Below are 19,434 nucleotides of genomic sequence, written 5' to 3'. Positions count from 1 at the left end.
CAAGATAAAAACAAGATAAAAACAAGATAAAAACAAGATAAAAACAAGATAAAAACAAGATAAAAACAAGATAAAAACAAGATAAAAACAAGATAAAAATTCAAGAAAAGATCAAGGCTTTCTCATCCTTTTTATCTATCAAAAGCATCTTGCTTGCAAGCTCCTTTCCTTCTTCTTTGATGGCATTTTTTAAAGAATTTAAAGAATCCTCAATAAGCTCTTTTTGTTTAATGCAACAGTTAATTAAATTAGCCAGTAATTCTATATGCCTTGCTATCCACAAAAACATTTTTTCGTTTTTTTCTATCTCATTTTTAGGCTTATAGACAAATAAAAGCCCAAGTTCTTGCTCAAAATGCAAGAGCCCTGAGGCTATGATCTCATACACATAGCCAGATCTTTTTTGATCCTCAAGCTCGTTTTTAAGCTCAGTTATAATTTCTTCTGCCTTTGAAAAATACTCTTTGTTTGTGTTATAATCCAAAGAATTTAGCCCTTGAAGCTCTTTAACTACACCTTGCAAGGCTGATAATCTAAGCTCATACCCCTCTCTTAGCTGCTCGCTTTTAAGAAGGTATTTTTTCATTTGCACATAGGCTCTAAGTAATCTAGTGCCAACCGTTTTTTTACTAGGCAAGCTTAAAGGGGCAAACTGTTTTTTATCCTTAGTTATAAAGCTCTCACAAACCTTAACAAAGGGCATTTCTATGGCTCCTTCTATCCTTGCACCTCCCTCAGTAGAGTTTATAACAGCTATGCTTTTATCAAAAGAAGATATTAAGCCTTCGATCTGTCCCTTAAAGTAAAGCCAAAGCTCGTGGCTTAAAACCTTTCCTTTGCCCCCATAAGCTAAGACTTGTTTTTTTTCAAAACGGTTTGTGTCATAAAACTCACCTATTAAATGTCCCTTGGCATGAGATGCCAGATCATTTGCATAGGCTAGATCCTGTCCTATGAGTATGATCTTTTTGTATCTAAGATAAGCAGCTGCTTGCAGGGCATAAAAGGCAACAGTTGCCCCCCCCCCCCCCACTTCTTGTAAAGCCTACATATTGTTTTTTGTGAAGATCCAAATAATTTAAGCTCTTAGGATGAACCACATCGGCAAGGACAAAAACAGAGTCTTTGTCCTTATCCTTGTAATCTTCTTTAAAAAACTCGCTAGTTAGCTCTAAGCGTTCTAAGCTAAAAATGTAATCTGGCACTATGTCATTTTGCATCAAAATAACATAAGCAGAATCAGCAGCAAAGATGGCAACTCTATCTTGAATTTCTTTAAGCAAGGGAAGTTGCTTTGTAAGGCTTGGACCTGTGGCTACGCAAATGGCTGTTTGATCCTGTGCTACTCTTTTGCTAAAAAATTCCTTGTTGTTTGGTGCCTTTATGAATTTGACATAGTTTAAACAAAGCTGGTGTAAGCCTTGCAAGGCATCATCTAAGGAGTTTCCAAATTCTAAGGCTGTATCGTTTATAGCCCTTTTTACAGTCTCGTTTATAATATTAAGCTCATCAGTAAATTTTTCATAGTATAAGCTGTGAGAGGCTAAAAAATAGCTCTTTGCAAAGCTTCTGCGGTTTTTATCTAAAAAGAAGTTTTTAAAAAATCCATATTCGCAGCTTGTAAGTATGACAAGCCTTGCTCTTCTTAGCTCCTTTGAAAGATCCACAAGATGAAAAATAAGCCAAATAAGCTCTAAGTTTGATTCAAAAACCACTATGCATCTAAGCTGCTCATTTTGAAGCAAAACCTTGTATAAAAGACCGTTTCCAAGCCCATAAAAATACAAATAAGGATATAAGATATATTTATCTTGATATAGGCTTAATTTTTGACTTAATTCTTGCAAGGGATACTCATAAATAAGGCTTTTTGTTCTTAGATCCTCTATGTTTATATCAAGACTGTCGCTTGAAAAATGAGGGATGAAGCACTTTGGCTTTTTATATGCCTTAAATTTCTTTTCAAGTAAGCTACCCTCTAATACCTTTAAATTCTTTGCATAGATCTTTTTTTGTATATCATTAAAATTCATTGTTTGCCTTTTTAAATTTATCTAGCTTTAATGTCTAAGGGTTTAAAATTAACTGTTTTCAAAGCAAGATTTAGCTTAAACAAAAAGCCACCAATACCAAGCCGCAAAAATAGTGATCAAAAGCACCCCAACCACACTTAAAACAAAGCCAAATCTAATCATATCAAAAACCTTGATTCCTCCTTGATTAAAGACTATGGCATTTGGAGGTGTTGAGATGGGTATCATAAAGGAAAAGCTAGCACAAATGGTGATGATTAGCATAGTAAGCATTCTGTAAGTATCATCTAAGAAGCTAGCTGTGGCTACATTGATGACGGGTAAGATGATGGCTATTAAAGCTGTTGTAGATAATAAGCTTGTAGCTACCACAGCACAACAACCTGCTATAAAAACAAAGAGTATAAAAGGAAGCTCACTAAAAAGAGCAAAGAATTTCTCGAAGGCTCCTCCAAGCTCAGCTTGAGAAAAGGCCATAGCTATGCAAAAACTAGCCCCAAACAAAAAGATAAGCTCATAAGGAATGGATCTGCTATCATCCCAGCTTAAAAAACCAAGTCTTGGCACAAACATCAAAAGCCCAAAGGCAAGCAAGATCACATTTTCATTAAGCCCCAAGCCATCATAAAAGGGGCGAATGGGGGAGTTTATAAAGAGTATGAATAGCAAAACACCAAGCATTACAAGCAATCTTTTATGCTCACTTGTAACTTGCACCTCATCAAACTGGGCTAAATTTAGCTCGTAATTTGAGGTATTAAAAGAAAGTATTTTAACCATAACAAAGAGCATTAAAAGGGTAAGTGGAAGCATCATAAAGATCCAGGTTGTAAAGCTGACGGAGGGTAATTTTAAGCTTTCTAAAAAGCCCAAAAATATGAGATTTGGCGGACTTGAAATGGGCGTTGTGATGCCGCTAATGCTTGCAGCAAAGGCAATGGCTAGTAAAAAACGGGTTCTTAAAAAGGGCTCTTTTGACAAGCTCATAGCCACAGGAAGAAGCAAGAGTGCAACTGTGGAGTTTGAAAGTGCTGAGCCTAGTATAACACAAGCACAACCAAGAGCAGCTATGGCACCTGTGGGATTTTTAGGAAATTTAGCCAAAAAACTTTTTGCAAGCAATTTATGAAGTCCTATCTTCTCGGTAGCAGCTGCTATCATAAAGCCGCCTAAGAATAAATACATAATGGGATTTGCGTAATTTGAAGTAGCACTTTTGGTATCTAGTATGCCAAAACTTGGAAACAAGATAATAGGAAGCAAGGATACAACGCCCATAGGCAAAGCTTTATTGGTCCATAAGGTTACAAGAAGGGCTATGATGCCAAGTAGGACGCAAACCTTAAAGGAGGCATTAAGATAAAAATGGCTAACAAGGATAACAAGAAAGGCTAAAAAAATAGCCATAAAAATACCGATAAAACTTCTAACTGTTGGGCTTTTGATGATTCTTCTTGAACGGCGAAGTCTAATTCTTTCCACTTAAAATTACCTTTTTGTTTAAAATTAAAAATTATAGCATAAATAACTGTTTATACTTAGAGGTAGGCTTAAAATTTAAGCATTTTAAGGGGGGGTAAGTTTAAGGCTTTAAGCGGTTTCGCTTACTTGAAATTTGAGTTTTAAAAAGCCAATCTTAACTTTGGATTTGAATTTTAAAAGCTTAAAGGCATAAATTCAAGCAAAGCAGCTTAAATCTAAAGAACTTGAAAATAAAATTAGGACTTAAAAGGCTTGAATTTAAAAAAAACGATTTTAAACAAAAAACAAAATTTTCACAAATTCAAAAATTCAAGCAAGGAGATTTAAAATGGCAAAGCCAAGTTGCAAAAATTATTTTTTAAGCTTTCTTGTTTTGATAAAATTTAAAGGGTGTTTTTAAGAAATTTTAAAACTTTGGCAAAAAGTGCTAGTTAAATTAAGTTTTAAGACAGGTCCTTAAATGCTTGAAATTAAGAAAAAATATTTTAATAAAACTAAAAATTTAGGCAAGAAGGTTGAGATTAAAGTTAAAAGATTTCAAAACAAAGTTAGAAAAGCTTGATACAGTTTCAAAAAAAACACTAGTTAAATTTAAAGTAGCTTTGAAACAAAACTCTAAAAGCTTGAATTTAAACAAAGCAGTTTTAAAGGCAAGATGGACAAAAGCTCTTAAAAGCAAGACTTAAAGCAGCTTGAATTTAAGGGCCAAATCAGATCTTTTTAAATTTAAGACTAAACAAAAAAGGCTAGTTTTGCTAAGACCACTATGAAAAAGCCAAGCACAAAAACTATCTTGTGGGTGTAGGCTGCTAGGAAATTTTCTCTTTTGAGTATGAATTTATGAGTAAGAGCGTTAATAACCAAGCATACTATGACAAGGGCTAGGATGATCTTAATGCTTAAAAAGCTTTGCAAGGGTGTGCCAAAAAAGCCCTCAAGGCCTGTTCTAAAGCTTAAATACCTAGTCATCATAGCCCCTCCTGTAATGACTAGCAAAAGAACACAGAGGGGCATTATCTTTATAGCCCTCTTCATCATAGCCTGCAAGGCAGTTTCACTAACAGTTTTTTTAATCACACTCAAAAGCACTATATCACAAAAGATAAAGCCTAAAAACACGATAGCACAGAGTAGATGTATGGTTAAAAAGATGGGATAGATGTTTTCCATAATCTTGCCTTTTTGAGAATTTAGTCTAAATTCTAGCCAAAAAAGGCAAGAGAAAGATTAACGGCAGTTAAGACCTAGTTGTAGGGGTGTCATGCACTATGCTTACCTCGCCCTTTATGTCGCTTAAAATGGCGCAAGCAGCCTCGCTACCACTACCTATGGCGCAAGTTACCATAGTAGTTACCCCACTAGCAAGTCCAGCAGCATAAACACCGTCTTTTACAAGCTGACGGCCCGTGGTGGCTAGTTTGATCTTATTTGGCTTATTCATAAGCTCGTGCGGCCTTACTATGTCGCCAAAGCCCTTTATGTCAAAGCGAGAAGCACCAGTTGCTAAAACAACATAATCAGCTTTAAGCTCTATGCCCTCGCCCTTAGCCACAAAAGCACCCTTTGAACCGCTAATCTCAGCAACAGTGCCTTGAATATACTTTACTGTAATGAGGGTTTCAATCTGCTTTTTTGTAGCCTCTATGATCTCTTTTCCTTGAATTCCCTTTGGAAACAAGGGGACATTGTAGATTGCCACAGCGTTTAGATCAGGCTTTCCATCATCTACAACTGTGATCTCAAAGTCAAGATCTGCATTTTTAGCACTTGCTAAAACCAAGGCCGCTGTCAAGCCCGATATAGAGCCACCTACGATGAGAACTGATTTTTTCATTTTGTATCCTTTATAATGAAGTTAAAGCCTCATTTTAGCAAGGATCTATGAATAAATGATTAATAAACTCTTATTTAAAGCTTTTTTTAAAGGCTTTTTTGCAAAAAATGCTTTCTTGTCAAATTGATCATTTTTGGATAAATAAAAATTCAAGCTTTTAAGTGAATTTTAATATGCGTTTTGTAAGCCTTTTGTAAAAAATTCTAGCTTCTTAACAAAATGACAAAATGACATTTTCAAGTTGTTTAAAGCTTAAATTAAAACCTCATTTTAAATTTATAGCTTACAGCTAAGGCACTAAAAGCTTAGCTATCTTTTTTAAAATGCTCTTTTTTCAAACAAGTGTTTATTTGTCATTTTTAGCCTATGGGCGAAGAATGCATTAAATTCAAGGTGCTTCTGCATAAATTTGTGAATTCTTAGCACACGCGGAAATGACAAGAATTTTGTCATTCTAAGCCTAGCGACCCAGTAGGGCTTTTAGACATAGCCAAAGCAAAAAATTTCCTCAGCTATGAGATACTTCGCATTCGCTTGGTATGACAAGGTTTGCTAAAAAACTAAGCTTTTAGATACTTCGCAATGCTTAGTATGACAAAAATTTTGTCATTTTGAGCAAAGCACAAAGCGAAAAATCTCTTTTTGAATTACGAGATACTTCACTCGTACTACACACTCTCCTTAGTATGACAAAGAGTGCCGTTTTGAGTATCTTGTTGAGATACTTTGCTTAAAATGACAAATTAGTATTTTGTCTAAAATCGATAGTTTTTAAAATATAGACTTTAAAAAGCATTGATCTTAGAAAAATTTTTTCATTCTATGATACATTATGCAATTTCTCAAGAAGATAAAATCATAAAAATTCACCCCCTTGCTTGAATTTTTAAGCCTCTTTGTCAAAAAAGGCCAAAATTACAAAGTTTTTTTTACAAAAAATCTTTAATTTATCCCAAAATCACAAACTCTGTTTTAAGTAGCGACTTGAAAGCTTGAAGTGAGCGAAGAAGTCTTTGCTTTTCTAGCTTTCTTGTTATAAAAACTAGCTTTGAGCCTAACTCCTCATCCTTTTTTATGTGGGTTGGGGTGTGGATTATGTGTCCTACTCCATTAACGCTGATCAAAAAATCCTCCCCTATATCCAAAAGCCCCTTTACCCTCATAATCTGAGTGCCGTATTTGTGCAACAAAGCACTAAGCCAAATTCCAAAGGCACTCCACTCCACACTCCCACAAAAGCCAAGAGCAAGGCTTTCAAAGCCCTCTTTGTGAGCTTCTTGATCGCTTTGAATTTCAAAAGAATTGATCTTAGAAAGGCTAGTATAAAGCTTATTTTGAGGGGCAAAAAACTCCTTGTAGTTTAATTTTGATTTATCAAGTATAAGGAGGCTAGGATTTAAGGACAATAATTCATCCTTTAATTCTTCATTATCCTCTTTTAAATCTGTTTTTGTAAGTAAAACCAGATCACTTGCTATGATCTGCTGCCTTGCCTCTTCGTTTTGAAGATGCAAAAAGCCATTTAGCGCATCAACGCAAGATATAACAGTTTGTAAGCTAAAATGAGAGGATAAAAAGGCATCGCTTAAAAGAGTCCAAAGAATGGGAGCTGGAAGGGCTAATCCTGTGCTTTCTATGATGATATGTTTAAGCTCTTTTCCTTCTTTTTCATAGCTTTCAAGTAGGCTTTTTAGGGAGGATTTTAGATCCAAGCGCTTGTTACAACACACACAGCCTGAATTTAAATAAAGCATTTTTTCATATTCAAAACGAAGGGCTGTTTTGAGTATCCTTTGATCCAGTGCCACCTCGCCTAACTCGTTTATGATGAGGGCTATGCCACTTTGATTGTTTGAGCTTAAAAACTCTTTTAAGAAGCTTGTCTTGCCACTTCCTAAAAAGCCTGTTACAAGGCTTACTGGGATCTTAGCCATTGTTGTCCTTTAAAGATCTAAGTTTAGGCTAATTTTAAGCCTTTAAATCAAGCATTTAAGCCATATTTTGTACGATACACTTTTTAGCTAAATTAAACTTAACAGGATTTTCTCTTATTAATTTCAACAAATTTTGATAAAGATTTTGTCCTTATATCTTAATTCTGTTTCTTTTAAATGGAACACAAAATTTTCTCTTTTAATGCCACTAAATTTGGCAAGTCTAAACTTCGCAAACTTCCGCTTGCAGTTACAAGACGCATAGTATGAAGTAAAAGCACAGACGTTTTGCGACCGGCCCCATGCCCACACTTGCCACGCACTATTTTTGCTCCTTCTGCTAGCAGTTACGAGTCCTAAGGTGAAGTAAAAAATAACTCTCACCCTCTTCAATTTCACCACTCATTTTGGAAAACTTCTCGCATTCTTTAAGGGTTAAAATACAAAATTTGCTTTTACACACAACTTTGCTCTGAAATTTGACAAAGTTGAGCTATTTTTTTCGCCTCTAAATCGAGAGCTTCTTGCAAAGTTACGAACCGTAAGGCGAAGTAAAAAATAACGCAAAATTTCCCTAAATTTCTTTTGAGACAATTTGGGAACGGACTTTTGTTTTTCATAGGCGTTAACTTAAAAACCCTTTGGTTTAAGTTTAATTGAGCCAACTTTTTTAAGGGCTTTGTGAATTTTTTTCAACTTTGCTTTGAAAGAATCTGCCTTTTAATCCTTTGTGAATTTAAAGGCTTTTTAAATAAAAATTTGCCAAAGGACACAAAAACCTTGCTTAATAAGTGCTAAAAATTTTTTGAATTTAAAGGCTTCTAGCTTCCTTTTGTAAATTTTGCTTACTATTTTCTTTACAACTAAGTTGTAAAAAACTAAGTAAGCTTTCATCCAAGATGTCTATTGACTTTGTGCTTAATTTATTTGCCTTGATCCAAAGATCTCCAAGATCATTAACAAGCTCACTTTGCCCCTTTTTATCCCTTAAAATAAACCTAGCCCCTTGCCAATCCTCCACACTAAGTGCGTAAAAACTTAGAATTTTATTTAAAAGATCAACCCTTTTAAGCCTTTGTCTTTTATACTCTTTTGAATTTTCACCTATGATCGATGTCGTTTTTTCTTTTAAATTTAGATCGCTCCAATGAAAGGATCCCATAAACTCACCACATAAAATGCACATTATCTTCCCTTAAATTCAAAGTTTAATCCAAGCCCTTGAAATATTAAAAATGTAAAAGCCTTTAAGGCTCAAAGATCTAAATTATCCACTTAATTAAATGAATTTAGCCAAATGAAACTCAAAGGCTTTTATAAACTAAGCTTTTTGTAAGATCAACGCAAATTAAAACTCGCACAAAAAATTGTGTGAATTTAACCTCATCAATGCAAATTACAAGCACTCACACAAAAATTTGCGTGAATTTAACCTAGTTTTTACCACTTCTTTTCAAAAAATCATCAGCTATCTCATTGAAATTCACCCATCTTACTCCCTCGTGTGAATTTATGTGAGATATGATTTTTTCATGCATCATCAAAACCTGCGGTCGTCCGCTTACATCAGGGTGTATGGTCATTGCAAAGACGGCATAGTCCATTTCTCTATACACCCAATCAAACTGATCTATCCACATCTGCCCTATGTCTCTGGGGCTTATAAAGCCAAAGCTATTTGGGGATTTTTTGATAAACATCATAGGAGGCAGATCATCTAAATACCAATTTGCAGGAATTTCAACAAGTTTCGTTTCCTTGCCACGCACCAAGGGCTTCATCCAATCCTTTGCCTCCAAGCTATAATCAATCTTAGTCCATTTATCCCCCACACGCACAAAATAAGGCGTGAAATCATTATGCATTAATGAATGATCATATTTTATGCCGTGTTTTAGCAAAAGCTCGTTTGTGATGTTTGAAAACTCCCACCAAGGAGCCACATAGCCTGTAGGACCTTTTCCTGTAAGATCCTTGATAAGTTCTATGCTTTTAAGCAAGACATCCTCTTCTTGTTTAGCACTCATTGCTATAGGATTTTCGTGAGAATACCCATGAGCACCCACCTCGTGTCCTGCATCTACGATCATCTTCATTTGATCGGGAAAGGTTTCTATTGAATGGCCGGGTGCAAACCAGGTCGCAGGGATCTTATGCCTTTTAAAGAGCTTTAAAAGCCTAGGGATGCCAACCTCTCCAGCAAAAAGCCCTCTTGAAATATCATCAGGGCTATCCTCTCCACCATAACTACCAAGCCAACCAGCCACAGCATCTATATCAACGCCATAAGCTACTAAAATCTCTTTTGCCATTTTTACTCCTTTTTGTAAGATTTATTTATCTTTTAAAACCCAAAGACTTTAAATTAAGGCTTTTAAAACTTAAATTCAAGGCTTAAGCCCTTAAAACACGGTAAGTTCTCGCAAAGAAAAGATCTAGCAAAAAACCTAATAAATTTAAAAAATTCAAGCTCATTTTATGCCTTTAAAGGCTTTTTTTAGCATCTTAACATCAAAGTCTTTTAAATAAGTAAGAGCCCTTCTTTGAGCCTCAACCTCGCTTAAATCAAGCTCACAAACAAGATAAGCCTCATTCTCGCTTACTTCTTTTATGATCCTACCCTTTGGAGAGATGATTCTTGATCTTCCTGCAAATTCTAATTTTTCTTTAAAGCCCTCATCAAAGCTTGTCCCACTTAGCCCACAAGCTACAACAAAGCATCCATTTTCAAGCGCTCTAACACGGCTTAATAAATCCCAATTATAAGTCCTTGCCTTGCCAAAGGCACTTGGATAGATTAAAAGATCTGCTCCTTTTAATGCCAAGGCCCTTGCACCCTCGCCAAAGCCCAATTCATAGCAAATTTGAAGCCCTGTTTTAACGCAAAAGTCCTTGAATTTAAGATCAAAAACCTTGTATTTCTTGCCCCTTTGAAAACGTTTTTTTTCTGTATTAAAAAGATAAATTTTGCGGTGTTTTCCTACTAGTTTGCCCCTTGGACTAAGAATAAAAGCTGTATCATAAAGCTTTTTACCCTCTTTTTCTATGCTACAAGCTATGATATAAACCTCATTTGTCCTTGCAAATTCACTTAAAGCCTTAAAGCTAGGATTAGAGCTTGCTTTTTTAAGATCAATGCCAAAAATCTCATCCTTATCGCTCACACAGTAGCCACAGTCAAAAAGCTCTGGAAAAACGATGATTTTCGCTCCTTGTGCACAAGCCTTTTTAGCCAAGCTTAAAGCCCTTTTAAGATTATCATCAAGCTCATAAGCCCTAGCACTTATTTGAACCAAGCCAAGCCTTAAAACACCCATACTAAATCCTTTCTTGCTTAAATCTTAGTCTTTTCAAGCTTAAAAAGGCATTAACAAGGATGAAAAATAATAAGAATTTGTGTAAAATTCACACAAAGGATAAAACTATGGCAAAAAAAACCATCATTTTTGAATGTCAAGCCTGTGGGAATCAGCAGAGCAAATGGCTAGGCAAATGCCCTGACTGTAATGCTTGGGATAGCTTTGTTGAGTTAAAGGCTAAACAAGTTGCTGTTTTAAAAGAGCTTTCAAAAGCAAGTAAAACGCCAAGTTCTGCTGTTTGCATTGAAGCCGTTGAGATAGAGCATTTTCAAAGGCTTAAAACAGGAGATGTTGAGCTTGACTTGGTTTTAGGCGGTGGTTTGGTTGTAGGCTCGCTTGTGCTAATTGGAGGAAGCCCGGGAGTTGGTAAATCCACGCTTTTATTAAAAATAGCCTCAAATTTAGCCAAAGCTGGTAAAAAGGTGCTTTATGTAAGCGGGGAGGAAAGTAAAACCCAAATCAAACTTCGTGCCGATAGGCTTGAGGCAAATGATAAGAATTTATATCTCTTAACAGAGCTTTGTTTGGAGGATGTTTTAAGCGAGCTTCACAAGGGCGAGTTTGAGCTTTTAATCATCGACTCCATACAAACGCTTTATTCAAACAAGATCGCCTCTGCTGCTGGCTCGCTAACCCAGGTGCGTGAGATAACCTTTGAGCTTATGCGTGTGTCAAAGGCTCATAATATCAGCACCTTCATCATAGGGCATATCACCAAGGACGGCGCCATCGCTGGTCCTCGCGTTTTAGAGCATATGGTGGATGTGGTGCTTTATTTTGAAGGCGATGCGACAAAGGAAATTAGGCTTTTGCGTGGCTTTAAAAACCGCTTTGGAGGCACTAGCGAGGTTGGCATATTTGAAATGGGAGCAAGGGGGCTTGTGAGTGCAAAGGATGTGGCGAACCGTTTTTTCACGCGTGGCAAGGCAGTTGCTGGCAGTGCTTTAGGCGTGGTGATGGAAGGCTCACGTGCCTTGGTGCTTGAAATTCAAGCCCTTGTGTGTGAAAGTGGCTATCCAAAAAGAAGCTCAACAGGATATGAAAGAAACCGTCTTGATATGCTTTTAGCACTTTTAGAGCGAAAACTTGGACTGAATTTGGGGCATTATGATGTCTTTGTAAATGTAAGTGGGGGGGTGAAGATAAACGAGACGGCGGCTGATTTGGCTGTGGTGGCTGCTATAATTTCAAGCTTTAAGAACCGCCCTTTAAGCAAGGATAGCGTTTTCATAGGCGAGCTTAGCTTAAACGGCGAGATAAGGGAGGTTTTTAGCCTTGATGTAAGGCTAAAAGAAGCTGCTATGCAAAAATTTAAAGCCGCCATAATACCCGCCAAACCCCTTGAAGAAATGCCTCTTAAATGCTTTGTAACGACAGAATTAAGCCAGGTTTTGGAGTGGATGTAGCATAGAATACGGAGGACGGAGGACAGAGAATGGAAAGCGGATAGCGGAGTGTGAATTTTGTGAATTCTAGGTGTTGTTTGTGAATTTTTGCTTGAAATTTGAAGATTGTGTGTGAATTTTGCTTGAAGTTTGAAGCTTGTTTGTGAATTAATGAAAAGATCTCTGCCTTTCGGGAGGTTTGCCTTTTAAAGCTTTCTACCTTGCAAAGGGTTTTGTTTCGCAAGACTTACAACCCATTGCGTTGGTGGCTTATAAATTCACAAAAGACTTATCAAGCCTTAAGCCAAATTCCACAAAGCAAGCTTAACAAAGAAGCCTTTATCTTTGGCGACAATGCACTTTTTGCACTCAAAAGCAAAATCGAAAAATCGGCACGCACTTAAAAGAGTATGATATTTGCATAAATTAAAGCATTAAAATAGATTACAATGAAGCCTTTATCATAGATACAAAAAACAAAAGATGAAATTTTGGCAAATTGCGATGATAGCGATAAATCACGCAAAGCCTTCATCATCTTTCATAATGAGGCTTTGTGCGAACTATCAGCTCACATTTGTTATACTAAGCGTTGCAAAAAAGCTAAAAGCTCAGCTTGTCATTTTGATGAAGAAAAGCCCTACTAAGAGGCTCAAAATATAAAATCAAAAGAGTTTCTTTGTTTGCTAGATAAATTCAAAATGGCATTTTTTATACCAAAAGAAGTAGCTCAAAATAAATTTTTAGCCTTATTGAAACTAAAAATGGCAAGTTTATGTGATAGATCAATGCTTTTTAAAAGAAGATTTTACCATTTCTTAAAATTTTTTAAATTTAAGAGCAAAATTTAAGAACATTTCTTTCTCAATCTACTTTAATAAGCATTTATATAGTCTAGCAAAACTTCATCTTGCTTTTAACAAGCTTGATTTTGCTGTTTTCAAGCCTAGCTTGGTGTGATTAATTCAACAAAAACAGTTTTTGCAAGACTAAGTTAGTGCTTAAAATTCACAGTCTTTAATCAAAGATTAACGAAGTTTTAAAAGAAATTAAGTAAAATAAAGCTTTATTTTTGATTTTGGAGCTAAGATTGAAAACAAAACGAACCCTTATGAGCCTCTTTGGTTTTGTAAGCACCCTTCTTGTGTGCTTTTTGCTTACAAGCAACAGTTACGCAAAAGATAGCAAACAAGATGAGCTAAACAAAAGACTTCAAGCCCTTGATAAATTCACCAAAACCCTAGCCATAGTAGAGCAGTATTATGTAGAAGATCAAAACATAAGCGATTTAGTGGATAAGTCCATATCAGGACTTCTTTCAAATTTAGACGCTCACTCATCTTTTCTTGATGAAAAAAGCTTTAATCAAATGAAAATTCAAACAAGCGGTGAATTTGGAGGACTTGGCATAACTGTTGGTATGAAGGATAATGCCCTAACCGTCATAGCCCCAATTGAAGGCACCCCTGCTGATAAGGCTGGCATTAAGGCAGGAGATGTGATCTTGCGGATTAACGGCGAGGCTACCTTGGAGATGAGCCTTGATGATGCTGTTGATAGAATGAGAGGTAAGCCAAAAACAGAGATCACAGTAACCATATATAGACCAGCTCAAAAGCCCTTTGATCTAACTCTCAAAAGGGATATTATCAAGGTAGAAAGCGTGTATTCTAAGCTTGTAGAAAATGAAGATATATTATATCTACGCGTAACCACCTTTGATAAAAATGTAGCAGAACAAGCAAGAAAGGCGATCAAAGCTCATCCAAAGATAAAAGGCATAGTGCTTGACTTGCGTAACAACCCAGGCGGATTGCTAGATCAGGCAATTGAGCTTACAAATTTATTTGTAGATAAGGGCGTTATCGTCTCTCAAAAGGGCAAGATAGAATCAGAAAATAGAAATTACGAGGCCGTGAAAAATAAAAAAGTAAGCGATAGCTCTCTTGTGGTGCTTGTAAATGGAGGAAGTGCTAGTGCTAGCGAGATAGTAAGTGGAGCCTTGCAGGACTTTAAAAGGGCTATCATAGTTGGAGAAAAGACCTTTGGCAAGGGTAGCGTTCAAACAGTGATGCAAATTAATAAAACAGAGGCTTTAAGGCTAACCATAGCAAGATATTATCTACCAAATGGCAGAAGCATACAAGCAGTTGGAGTAAAGCCTGACATTGAAATAGCAGCGGGCAAGATTTCTTCAAACGACGAAAGCTTTTCCATAAAAGAAAGCGATCTTAAACAGCATTTGCAAGGCGAGCTTGAAAAGATAGGTGGAGTAAAGGAAGCACCCAAAAAAGAAAGCAAAGAGGATAAAAATATCATTACTCCTTTGCAGCTAAACGATGACGCACAGCTAAAAGCAGCCGTTGATGCAGTAAAGATCCTAAACATACAAAAAGGAAGCACAAGATGAAAAAAATTTACGAGGGCAAGGGCAAGATACTTTTTCAAAGCGATAAAAAAGATAGCTTAGTCGCTGAATTTAAAGATGATCTAACTGCCTTTAATGCCGAAAAAAAAGGAAGCGAGGAAGGCAAGGGAGCCTTAAACTGTAAGATTAGCACTGAACTTTTTACCTTGCTTGAAAAAAATGGCATTAAAACGCACTTAATCAAGGTTTTAAGCCCCACACAACAGCTTGTGAAAAAATGCGAGATTATCCCCATCGAAGTCATCGTCCGCAATGTAGCAACAGGATCTTTAACAAAAAGGCTTGGCATCAAAGACGGCACTGTGCTACCCTTTGTGCTTGTGGAGTTTTGCCTAAAAGATGACGCCTTGGGAGATCCCTTTATCAACGATGAGCATTGTTTATTGCTGAATTTGGTGCGAAAAAAAGCACATATCAAAAAAATTAAAAAAATCGCCCGCAAGATCAATGCCATTTTGTTTGAATTCTTTGCAAGTAAAAAACTTAGATTAATAGACTTTAAAATCGAGTTTGGCTATGATAAAAAGGGCAAGATCTTACTTGCTGATGAGATAAGCCCTGATAGTTGTCGCTTTTGGGACAAGGATACAAACGAAAAACTCGACAAGGATAGGTTTAGACAAGATCTAGGCACAGGAGAGGGCAAGGGCAAGGTAAAGATGGCTTATGAGGAAGTTTTGAAAAGGATTTTAAGCTGAATTTCTAGCTAAAATTCAGTGAATTTATGTGAATTTTTGAATTTTGGCTTGAATTTTGACTTTGAGGGCGTGAATTTTGAAAGCTTGTTTGCTTTAAATTTGATTTTAAATTTAAAGCCTTGCAAATTTAAATTTTTACACCTTGAATTTAAAGGCTAAATTTGAGTTTAAATTCAAGCAAGATTCGTGAATTTTTTAAAAAACTTTGGAGAAAAAATGAAGATTGCGGTAAATATATTTTTGAAAAATGGGGTTTTAGACCCGCAGGCAAAGGCGATTGAAAAGGCTTTGCACGCCTTGAATTTTAGCGAGGTAAAAGAGGTAAAAATGGCAAAGCAAATTATTTTAGAACTTAACACGCAGGATTTAAACGAGGCAAAAACACAGGCAAAAAAAATGTGCGAGGAACTACTTGTAAATTCGGTAATTGAGGATTATGAATTTGTGTAAAGTTTTGGCTTGAATTTTGGGTGTTTGTGAATTTTAGTTTGAATTTTAGGCTTTGTGAGTGAGTTTTGGCTCGGTTTGTAGGGCTTTTTTGAATTTGGCTTGGTTCGTCTTTCGGCGAGAAATCGCTTTTAACAAACTTCGGCAGACCGCTGTCGCTTCTAGTCTAGCCTCGTTTGCCAAAAGCGATTTCTCGCTCGAAATACTGCACCTTGAATTTTTTAACGGAAAATTCACGCAAGCGTGAATTTTCGCCCCATTTTGTCATACTGAGCATAGCGAAGTATCTCTTTGAGGCTTTGAGATTCTTCGCCTTTTTGAAAAAAGGCTCAGAATGACAAATTGTGGTAAAATTTTGTAAATTTTTGTGAATTTTAGCTTGAATTTTTTATCAAATAAATGCAAGGAAAAACAACTTGAAAGTAGCCATCATTCGATTTCTAGGCACAAATTGCGAATTTGACACCGCTTACGCCTTTGAAAAATTAGGCGTAAAGGCGGACATTGTTTGGCACGAGCAAAACGATTTCAAGGCTGATTTAGTGGTTTTGCCCGGCGGATTTTCTTATGGAGATTATTTGCGAAGCGGTGCGATTGCAAAATTTGCGAGGGCTATGAGTGGGGTTTTAGCTCACGCAAAACGCGGCGGCTTCGTGCTTGGCATTTGCAATGGCTTTCAAATGCTACTTGAAATGAGGCTTTTAAAAGGGGCTATGAAACACAACGAAAATTTAAGCTTTGTATCCAAAAATCAGCCCCTAAAAATCATCTCAAATGACAATGCTCTTTGCAAAAATTTCGCCAAAAATGAAATAGTAAGTCTCCCCATAGCACACGGCGAGGGCAATTTTTTTGCAGACGAAAGCGACTTGAAATTCTTGCAAGATAAGGATTTAATTACATTAAAATATGAAAACAATCCAAACGGCTCAAAGTGCGATATAGCAGGCATTTGCGATGAGAGTAAAAAAATTTTTGGACTTATGCCTCATCCTGAACGTGCCTGTGAAACGCTTTTAGGCTCTGACATAGGACTTAAACTATTAAAAGGCTTTTTATGAGAGGGTCTTTGGCTTTATTTTGTAAATTTTTATTATTAATGCTTGTTTTAACCTCAAGCCCTGCCATACTTAATGAAAATGATCAAAGGCTTTATGAGAGCATAGCTGAGAGCGATGAAATGAGTGATTATACTCAAAATGTCTTTGATCCCTTTTCAGCTACAAGCTCTCTTGTTTTAAGCACCAAAGATTATAAGAGTGAATACTTTGTTGGTGAGCTTTTTAGCATAGAACTTATAGCAAAAACAGATGAGAGTGCGGACTTTGAATTTGAGCTTAATTTTGAGAAAAATGAATTCTTAAACTTCTTAAACACCCAAACAAAATGGGAAAAAAATGCCAATGAATACACAGCCACGCTTTATTTTGAGGCTAAAACTGTTAATGCTGAGCTTAAACAAATAATAGTAAGCTTAAATAGAAACAAAGAGATCTTTCAACAAGCTAGCCTCACAGTTAATCCCTTGCAGTTTAAGAGGGTGGATGCTGGGAAGAATTATTCTCAGATTGTGGCAAAGGATCTTACTGTTAGGCATTTTAAAAGCGATTTTTTTGACAATAAAAATTTAATTATGACGGTTGAATTAAGCGGCGAGGGTGTGAATTTAAGGAATTTTCATCTTAATAACGACAAGATCATAATGCAAAGAATTGATGGGCTTAGAGGGGATCTTAATAGCTCGGTTGCTTTTTATTCTGCTGTTTTTGATCCTAGCTTAACTGAGCTTGATTTTTCATATTTTAATACCCAAACTCTTAGCCTTGAACATGCTCTTTTAAGGGTTGAGCTAAGCGATGATAAGCTTAGCACTCAAAGTGATCTAAATCCTCAAAGTAGCGATCTTGATCTTTATAAAAGGCTTTTTTTGTGGGCACTTGCTCTCATAGGGGGGCTTATTTTTGTCTTTAAAAAAAGTTACAGTTTTTTAACGCTTTCTTTTATAAGCTTTGTTTTAAGCTTTTTTGTAGGAGGAGGGGATGCAAAGGTGGCTCTTTTAAAGGCAAATTCAAAGGCTCAGCTTCTTCCAACCTCTCAATCAACATATTTTTACACAAGCCAAGCTAACGAAGAGGTCGAGGTGCTAGATAAAAGAAAAGATTACATAAAGGTGCTTTTAAGTAGTGGCAAGATAGGATGGGTGAAGAGTGAAGCCTTGCAAAAGAATTAGGGCAGCATTTTATAGCGTGTTTTTTATACTAAGCGTGCTTTTTGTGATCTTTTTGTTTGCATTTACAAATAATCAAGAAAAAATTTGGAAAATTAGAAGAATTTGGGCGAAAATTCAGCTTAAAATTATGCCTGTGAGGGTTGAATTCATAGGCGAGCTAAACCCAGCAGCTACGATGATCATGATGAATCATCAAAGTATGCTTGATATTATAGCCTTAGAGGCATTTTATCCTAAAAATTTAGCCTGGATAGCCAAAAAAGAGATCAAAGAACTTCCCATCTTTAAGCAAACTATGATAAAACCAAAGCTCTTATGTGTGGATAGAAAAAACCCCCGCTCTATAATCACTCTTTTAAAGGAGGCAAGGGAAAGATTGGCTGAGGGGAGGATCTTAGCTATCTTTCCTGATGGCACACGGTCAAAAACGGATAAAATCCTAAAATTTCAAGTTGGAGCGAAGGTGCTTTCCCAAAAGCTCAATTTAAAGGTACAACCCTTGCTTATAATAGACAGTGCCAACCTACTTGATAGCAAGGAATTTACACTTCAAGGTGGGGTTTTAAGGATTATATGCTTGGATCTAGTTGATCTAAGTGAGGAAAAATGGCTTGAAAAAACGCACGATCTAATGCAAGAAAGGCTTGATTATGAAAGAAACTTATTAAATGCGGCTAGGGCTTTATAAATTTAAAGCTTAAAACTTCTTAATAGAACTAGTTTGAGCTTTGTTAAAATATTAAGCTTTGTTTTAAACTTTATTTTGGCTCAATTAAACTTAAACCAAATTGAAAGGTTTTTAAGTTAACGCCTATGAAAAACACATACATAGTCAGTTCCCAAATTTCGCAGATATAATTTAGGGAAATTTTGCGTTATTTTTTACTTCGCCTTACGGCTCGTCCCTTTGCAAGAATTGATTTAGAGGCAAAAAAATCGCTGAACTTTGTCAAATTCGTCATCAAAGTTTGTGCAAAATTTTCAAGCAAATTCGCATTTTGATAGCCAAAAAATGCGAAAAAATCTCAGCGGTGAAATCGAAGAGGGTGAGAGCTACTTTGGTGCTCGCAGAGTGCGTGACAAGCGTGGTCGTGGGGCTGGAAAAAAGACACCTGTGTTTTTACTTCGTGCTACGCACTCGTAACTGCAAGCAAAAGGTTTGCTAAAATGCAATCGCACGAGTTTATACGCAAATCGTCAAACATTGCTCTGTCAAAGAGTTGCAGCCCATAATAAAGGAATTTTCAGAACTTAAAGAAAGTGAAATTTACAGGAAAGCTTCAAAGCCTACGATGGTTTGGTGGATTTTTTGCTTCGTTTTGTCTTGCAACTTTGCAAGAAGGAGCAAAGGCACATTATAGGGTAAAGCACTCCAAAAACTAGTTTGCAAATGGACGAAATCACATAAACGAAATTGTGAATTTCTAGGGCTTTGCGAAGTTTAGTTTAGCGAAATTTAAGGGCTAAAAGAGAAAATTTTATCCTTCACTTAAAGGAAACAGAATTGAGACGAAAAATTTGGGACAAAATCTTTATCAAAACTTGCTAAAATTGATAAGAGAAAATCCTGTTAAGTTTAATTGAGCCTTGTTTATAATCAAGCC

19 protein-coding genes and 2 pseudogenes are annotated in these 19,434 nt (G+C 36.2%); 10 read left to right on the top strand and 11 right to left on the bottom strand.

Translation table 11 applies throughout. The features are described 5' to 3' along the window. Positions 1 to 100: 100 nt before the first annotated feature. The 11 genes and pseudogenes from DMC01_RS05760 to DMC01_RS05715 all read right to left on the bottom strand — a co-directional run bounded on the left by DMC01_RS05760 (position 101) and on the right by DMC01_RS05715 (position 10,600). Positions 101 to 1,033, bottom strand: a complete 933-nt coding sequence (locus DMC01_RS05760) for a motility associated factor glycosyltransferase family protein (protein WP_142693322.1) — start codon at positions 1,031 to 1,033, stop codon at positions 101 to 103. Beyond that, on the bottom strand, positions 975 to 2,033 hold the full coding sequence (locus DMC01_RS05755; protein WP_142693321.1) for a 6-hydroxymethylpterin diphosphokinase MptE-like protein: 1,059 nt from the start codon (positions 2,031 to 2,033) through the stop codon (positions 975 to 977). Before DMC01_RS05755 ends, DMC01_RS05760 begins: the two co-directional genes overlap by 59 nt. Positions 2,034 to 2,108: 75 nt before the next feature. Next, positions 2,109 to 3,515, bottom strand: coding sequence for an SLC13 family permease (locus tag DMC01_RS05750; protein WP_345788961.1), 1,407 nt, complete (start codon positions 3,513 to 3,515; stop codon positions 2,109 to 2,111). Positions 3,516 to 4,247: 732 nt separating this feature from the next. Continuing rightward, a complete protein-coding gene (locus tag DMC01_RS05745; RefSeq protein WP_142693320.1) occupies positions 4,248 to 4,685 on the bottom strand; it encodes a copper resistance protein CopD in 438 nt (145 codons plus the stop codon). 67 nt (positions 4,686 to 4,752) lie between these two features. Further along, complete coding sequence (locus tag DMC01_RS05740) at positions 4,753 to 5,349, bottom strand: NAD(P)/FAD-dependent oxidoreductase (protein WP_142693319.1); 597 nt, start codon at positions 5,347 to 5,349, stop codon at positions 4,753 to 4,755. A 947-nt stretch (positions 5,350 to 6,296) separates the two neighbouring features. Beyond that, on the bottom strand, positions 6,297 to 7,283 hold the full coding sequence (locus DMC01_RS05735; RefSeq protein ID WP_142693318.1) for a CobW family GTP-binding protein: 987 nt from the start codon (positions 7,281 to 7,283) through the stop codon (positions 6,297 to 6,299). Positions 7,284 to 7,338: 55 nt separating this feature from the next. Continuing rightward, positions 7,339 to 7,520: pseudogene (locus DMC01_RS16535) on the bottom strand (hypothetical protein); the annotation flags it as partial. Next, positions 7,457 to 7,606: a hypothetical protein gene (locus tag DMC01_RS14965; protein ID WP_246059047.1), complete on the bottom strand. Its 150-nt coding sequence runs from the start codon at positions 7,604 to 7,606 to the stop codon at positions 7,457 to 7,459. The gene DMC01_RS14965 and the pseudogene DMC01_RS16535, both read right to left, overlap by 64 nt. 488 nt (positions 7,607 to 8,094) lie before the next feature. Further along, positions 8,095 to 8,469: a hypothetical protein gene (locus DMC01_RS05725; protein WP_142693317.1), complete on the bottom strand. Its 375-nt coding sequence runs from the start codon at positions 8,467 to 8,469 to the stop codon at positions 8,095 to 8,097. Positions 8,470 to 8,716: 247 nt separating this feature from the next. After that, positions 8,717 to 9,595, bottom strand: coding sequence for a polysaccharide deacetylase family protein (locus tag DMC01_RS05720; RefSeq protein WP_142693316.1), 879 nt, complete (start codon positions 9,593 to 9,595; stop codon positions 8,717 to 8,719). A 159-nt stretch (positions 9,596 to 9,754) separates the two neighbouring features. Continuing rightward, entirely contained in the window at positions 9,755 to 10,600 is an 846-nt protein-coding gene (locus tag DMC01_RS05715; RefSeq protein WP_142693315.1) for a carbon-nitrogen hydrolase family protein, read from the bottom strand. Positions 10,601 to 10,707: 107 nt separating this feature from the next. On the opposite strand from DMC01_RS05715, the gene radA reads away from it, so the two are divergent. The 10 genes and pseudogenes from radA to DMC01_RS05675 all read left to right on the top strand — a co-directional run bounded on the left by radA (position 10,708) and on the right by DMC01_RS05675 (position 19,414). After that, positions 10,708 to 12,048 carry a DNA repair protein RadA gene (gene radA / locus DMC01_RS05710; protein ID WP_142693324.1) on the top strand — a complete coding sequence of 447 codons (1,341 nt, stop codon included), beginning with the start codon at positions 10,708 to 10,710 and terminating at the stop codon, positions 12,046 to 12,048. A 212-nt stretch (positions 12,049 to 12,260) separates the two neighbouring features. Then, on the top strand, positions 12,261 to 12,431 hold the full coding sequence (locus DMC01_RS13350; protein WP_185908750.1) for a hypothetical protein: 171 nt from the start codon (positions 12,261 to 12,263) through the stop codon (positions 12,429 to 12,431). 87 nt (positions 12,432 to 12,518) lie between these two features. Beyond that, positions 12,519 to 12,674 carry a hypothetical protein gene (locus DMC01_RS13345; RefSeq protein ID WP_185908748.1) on the top strand — a complete coding sequence of 52 codons (156 nt, stop codon included), beginning with the start codon at positions 12,519 to 12,521 and terminating at the stop codon, positions 12,672 to 12,674. 428 nt (positions 12,675 to 13,102) lie between these two features. After that, positions 13,103 to 14,437: a S41 family peptidase gene (locus DMC01_RS05705; RefSeq protein ID WP_246059049.1), complete on the top strand. Its 1,335-nt coding sequence runs from the start codon at positions 13,103 to 13,105 to the stop codon at positions 14,435 to 14,437. Continuing rightward, positions 14,434 to 15,153, top strand: coding sequence for a phosphoribosylaminoimidazolesuccinocarboxamide synthase (purC, locus tag DMC01_RS05700; protein ID WP_142693313.1), 720 nt, complete (start codon positions 14,434 to 14,436; stop codon positions 15,151 to 15,153). The genes DMC01_RS05705 and purC overlap by 4 nt, the downstream gene beginning before the upstream one ends. Before the next feature lie 216 nt (positions 15,154 to 15,369). Then, complete coding sequence (gene purS / locus DMC01_RS05695; protein ID WP_142693312.1) at positions 15,370 to 15,603, top strand: phosphoribosylformylglycinamidine synthase subunit PurS; 234 nt, start codon at positions 15,370 to 15,372, stop codon at positions 15,601 to 15,603. 413 nt (positions 15,604 to 16,016) lie between these two features. Continuing rightward, positions 16,017 to 16,661, top strand: coding sequence for a phosphoribosylformylglycinamidine synthase subunit PurQ (purQ, locus tag DMC01_RS05690; protein ID WP_142693311.1), 645 nt, complete (start codon positions 16,017 to 16,019; stop codon positions 16,659 to 16,661). Next, positions 16,658 to 17,830 carry an SH3 domain-containing protein gene (locus DMC01_RS05685; RefSeq protein WP_142693310.1) on the top strand — a complete coding sequence of 391 codons (1,173 nt, stop codon included), beginning with the start codon at positions 16,658 to 16,660 and terminating at the stop codon, positions 17,828 to 17,830. Before purQ ends, DMC01_RS05685 begins: the two co-directional genes overlap by 4 nt. Beyond that, positions 17,808 to 18,518: a lysophospholipid acyltransferase family protein gene (locus tag DMC01_RS05680; protein ID WP_142693309.1), complete on the top strand. Its 711-nt coding sequence runs from the start codon at positions 17,808 to 17,810 to the stop codon at positions 18,516 to 18,518. Before DMC01_RS05685 ends, DMC01_RS05680 begins: the two co-directional genes overlap by 23 nt. A gap of 125 nt (positions 18,519 to 18,643) precedes the next feature. Beyond that, positions 18,644 to 19,414 (top strand): annotated as a pseudogene (locus tag DMC01_RS05675) (IS1595 family transposase). Positions 19,415 to 19,434: the final 20 nt, after the last annotated feature.

The organism is Campylobacter troglodytis (assembly GCF_006864425.1).
In the GTDB taxonomy this organism is placed as follows: Bacteria; Campylobacterota; Campylobacteria; order Campylobacterales; family Campylobacteraceae; genus Campylobacter_D; species Campylobacter_D troglodytis.
This window is presented reverse-complemented; position numbering and strand designations above follow the sequence as displayed.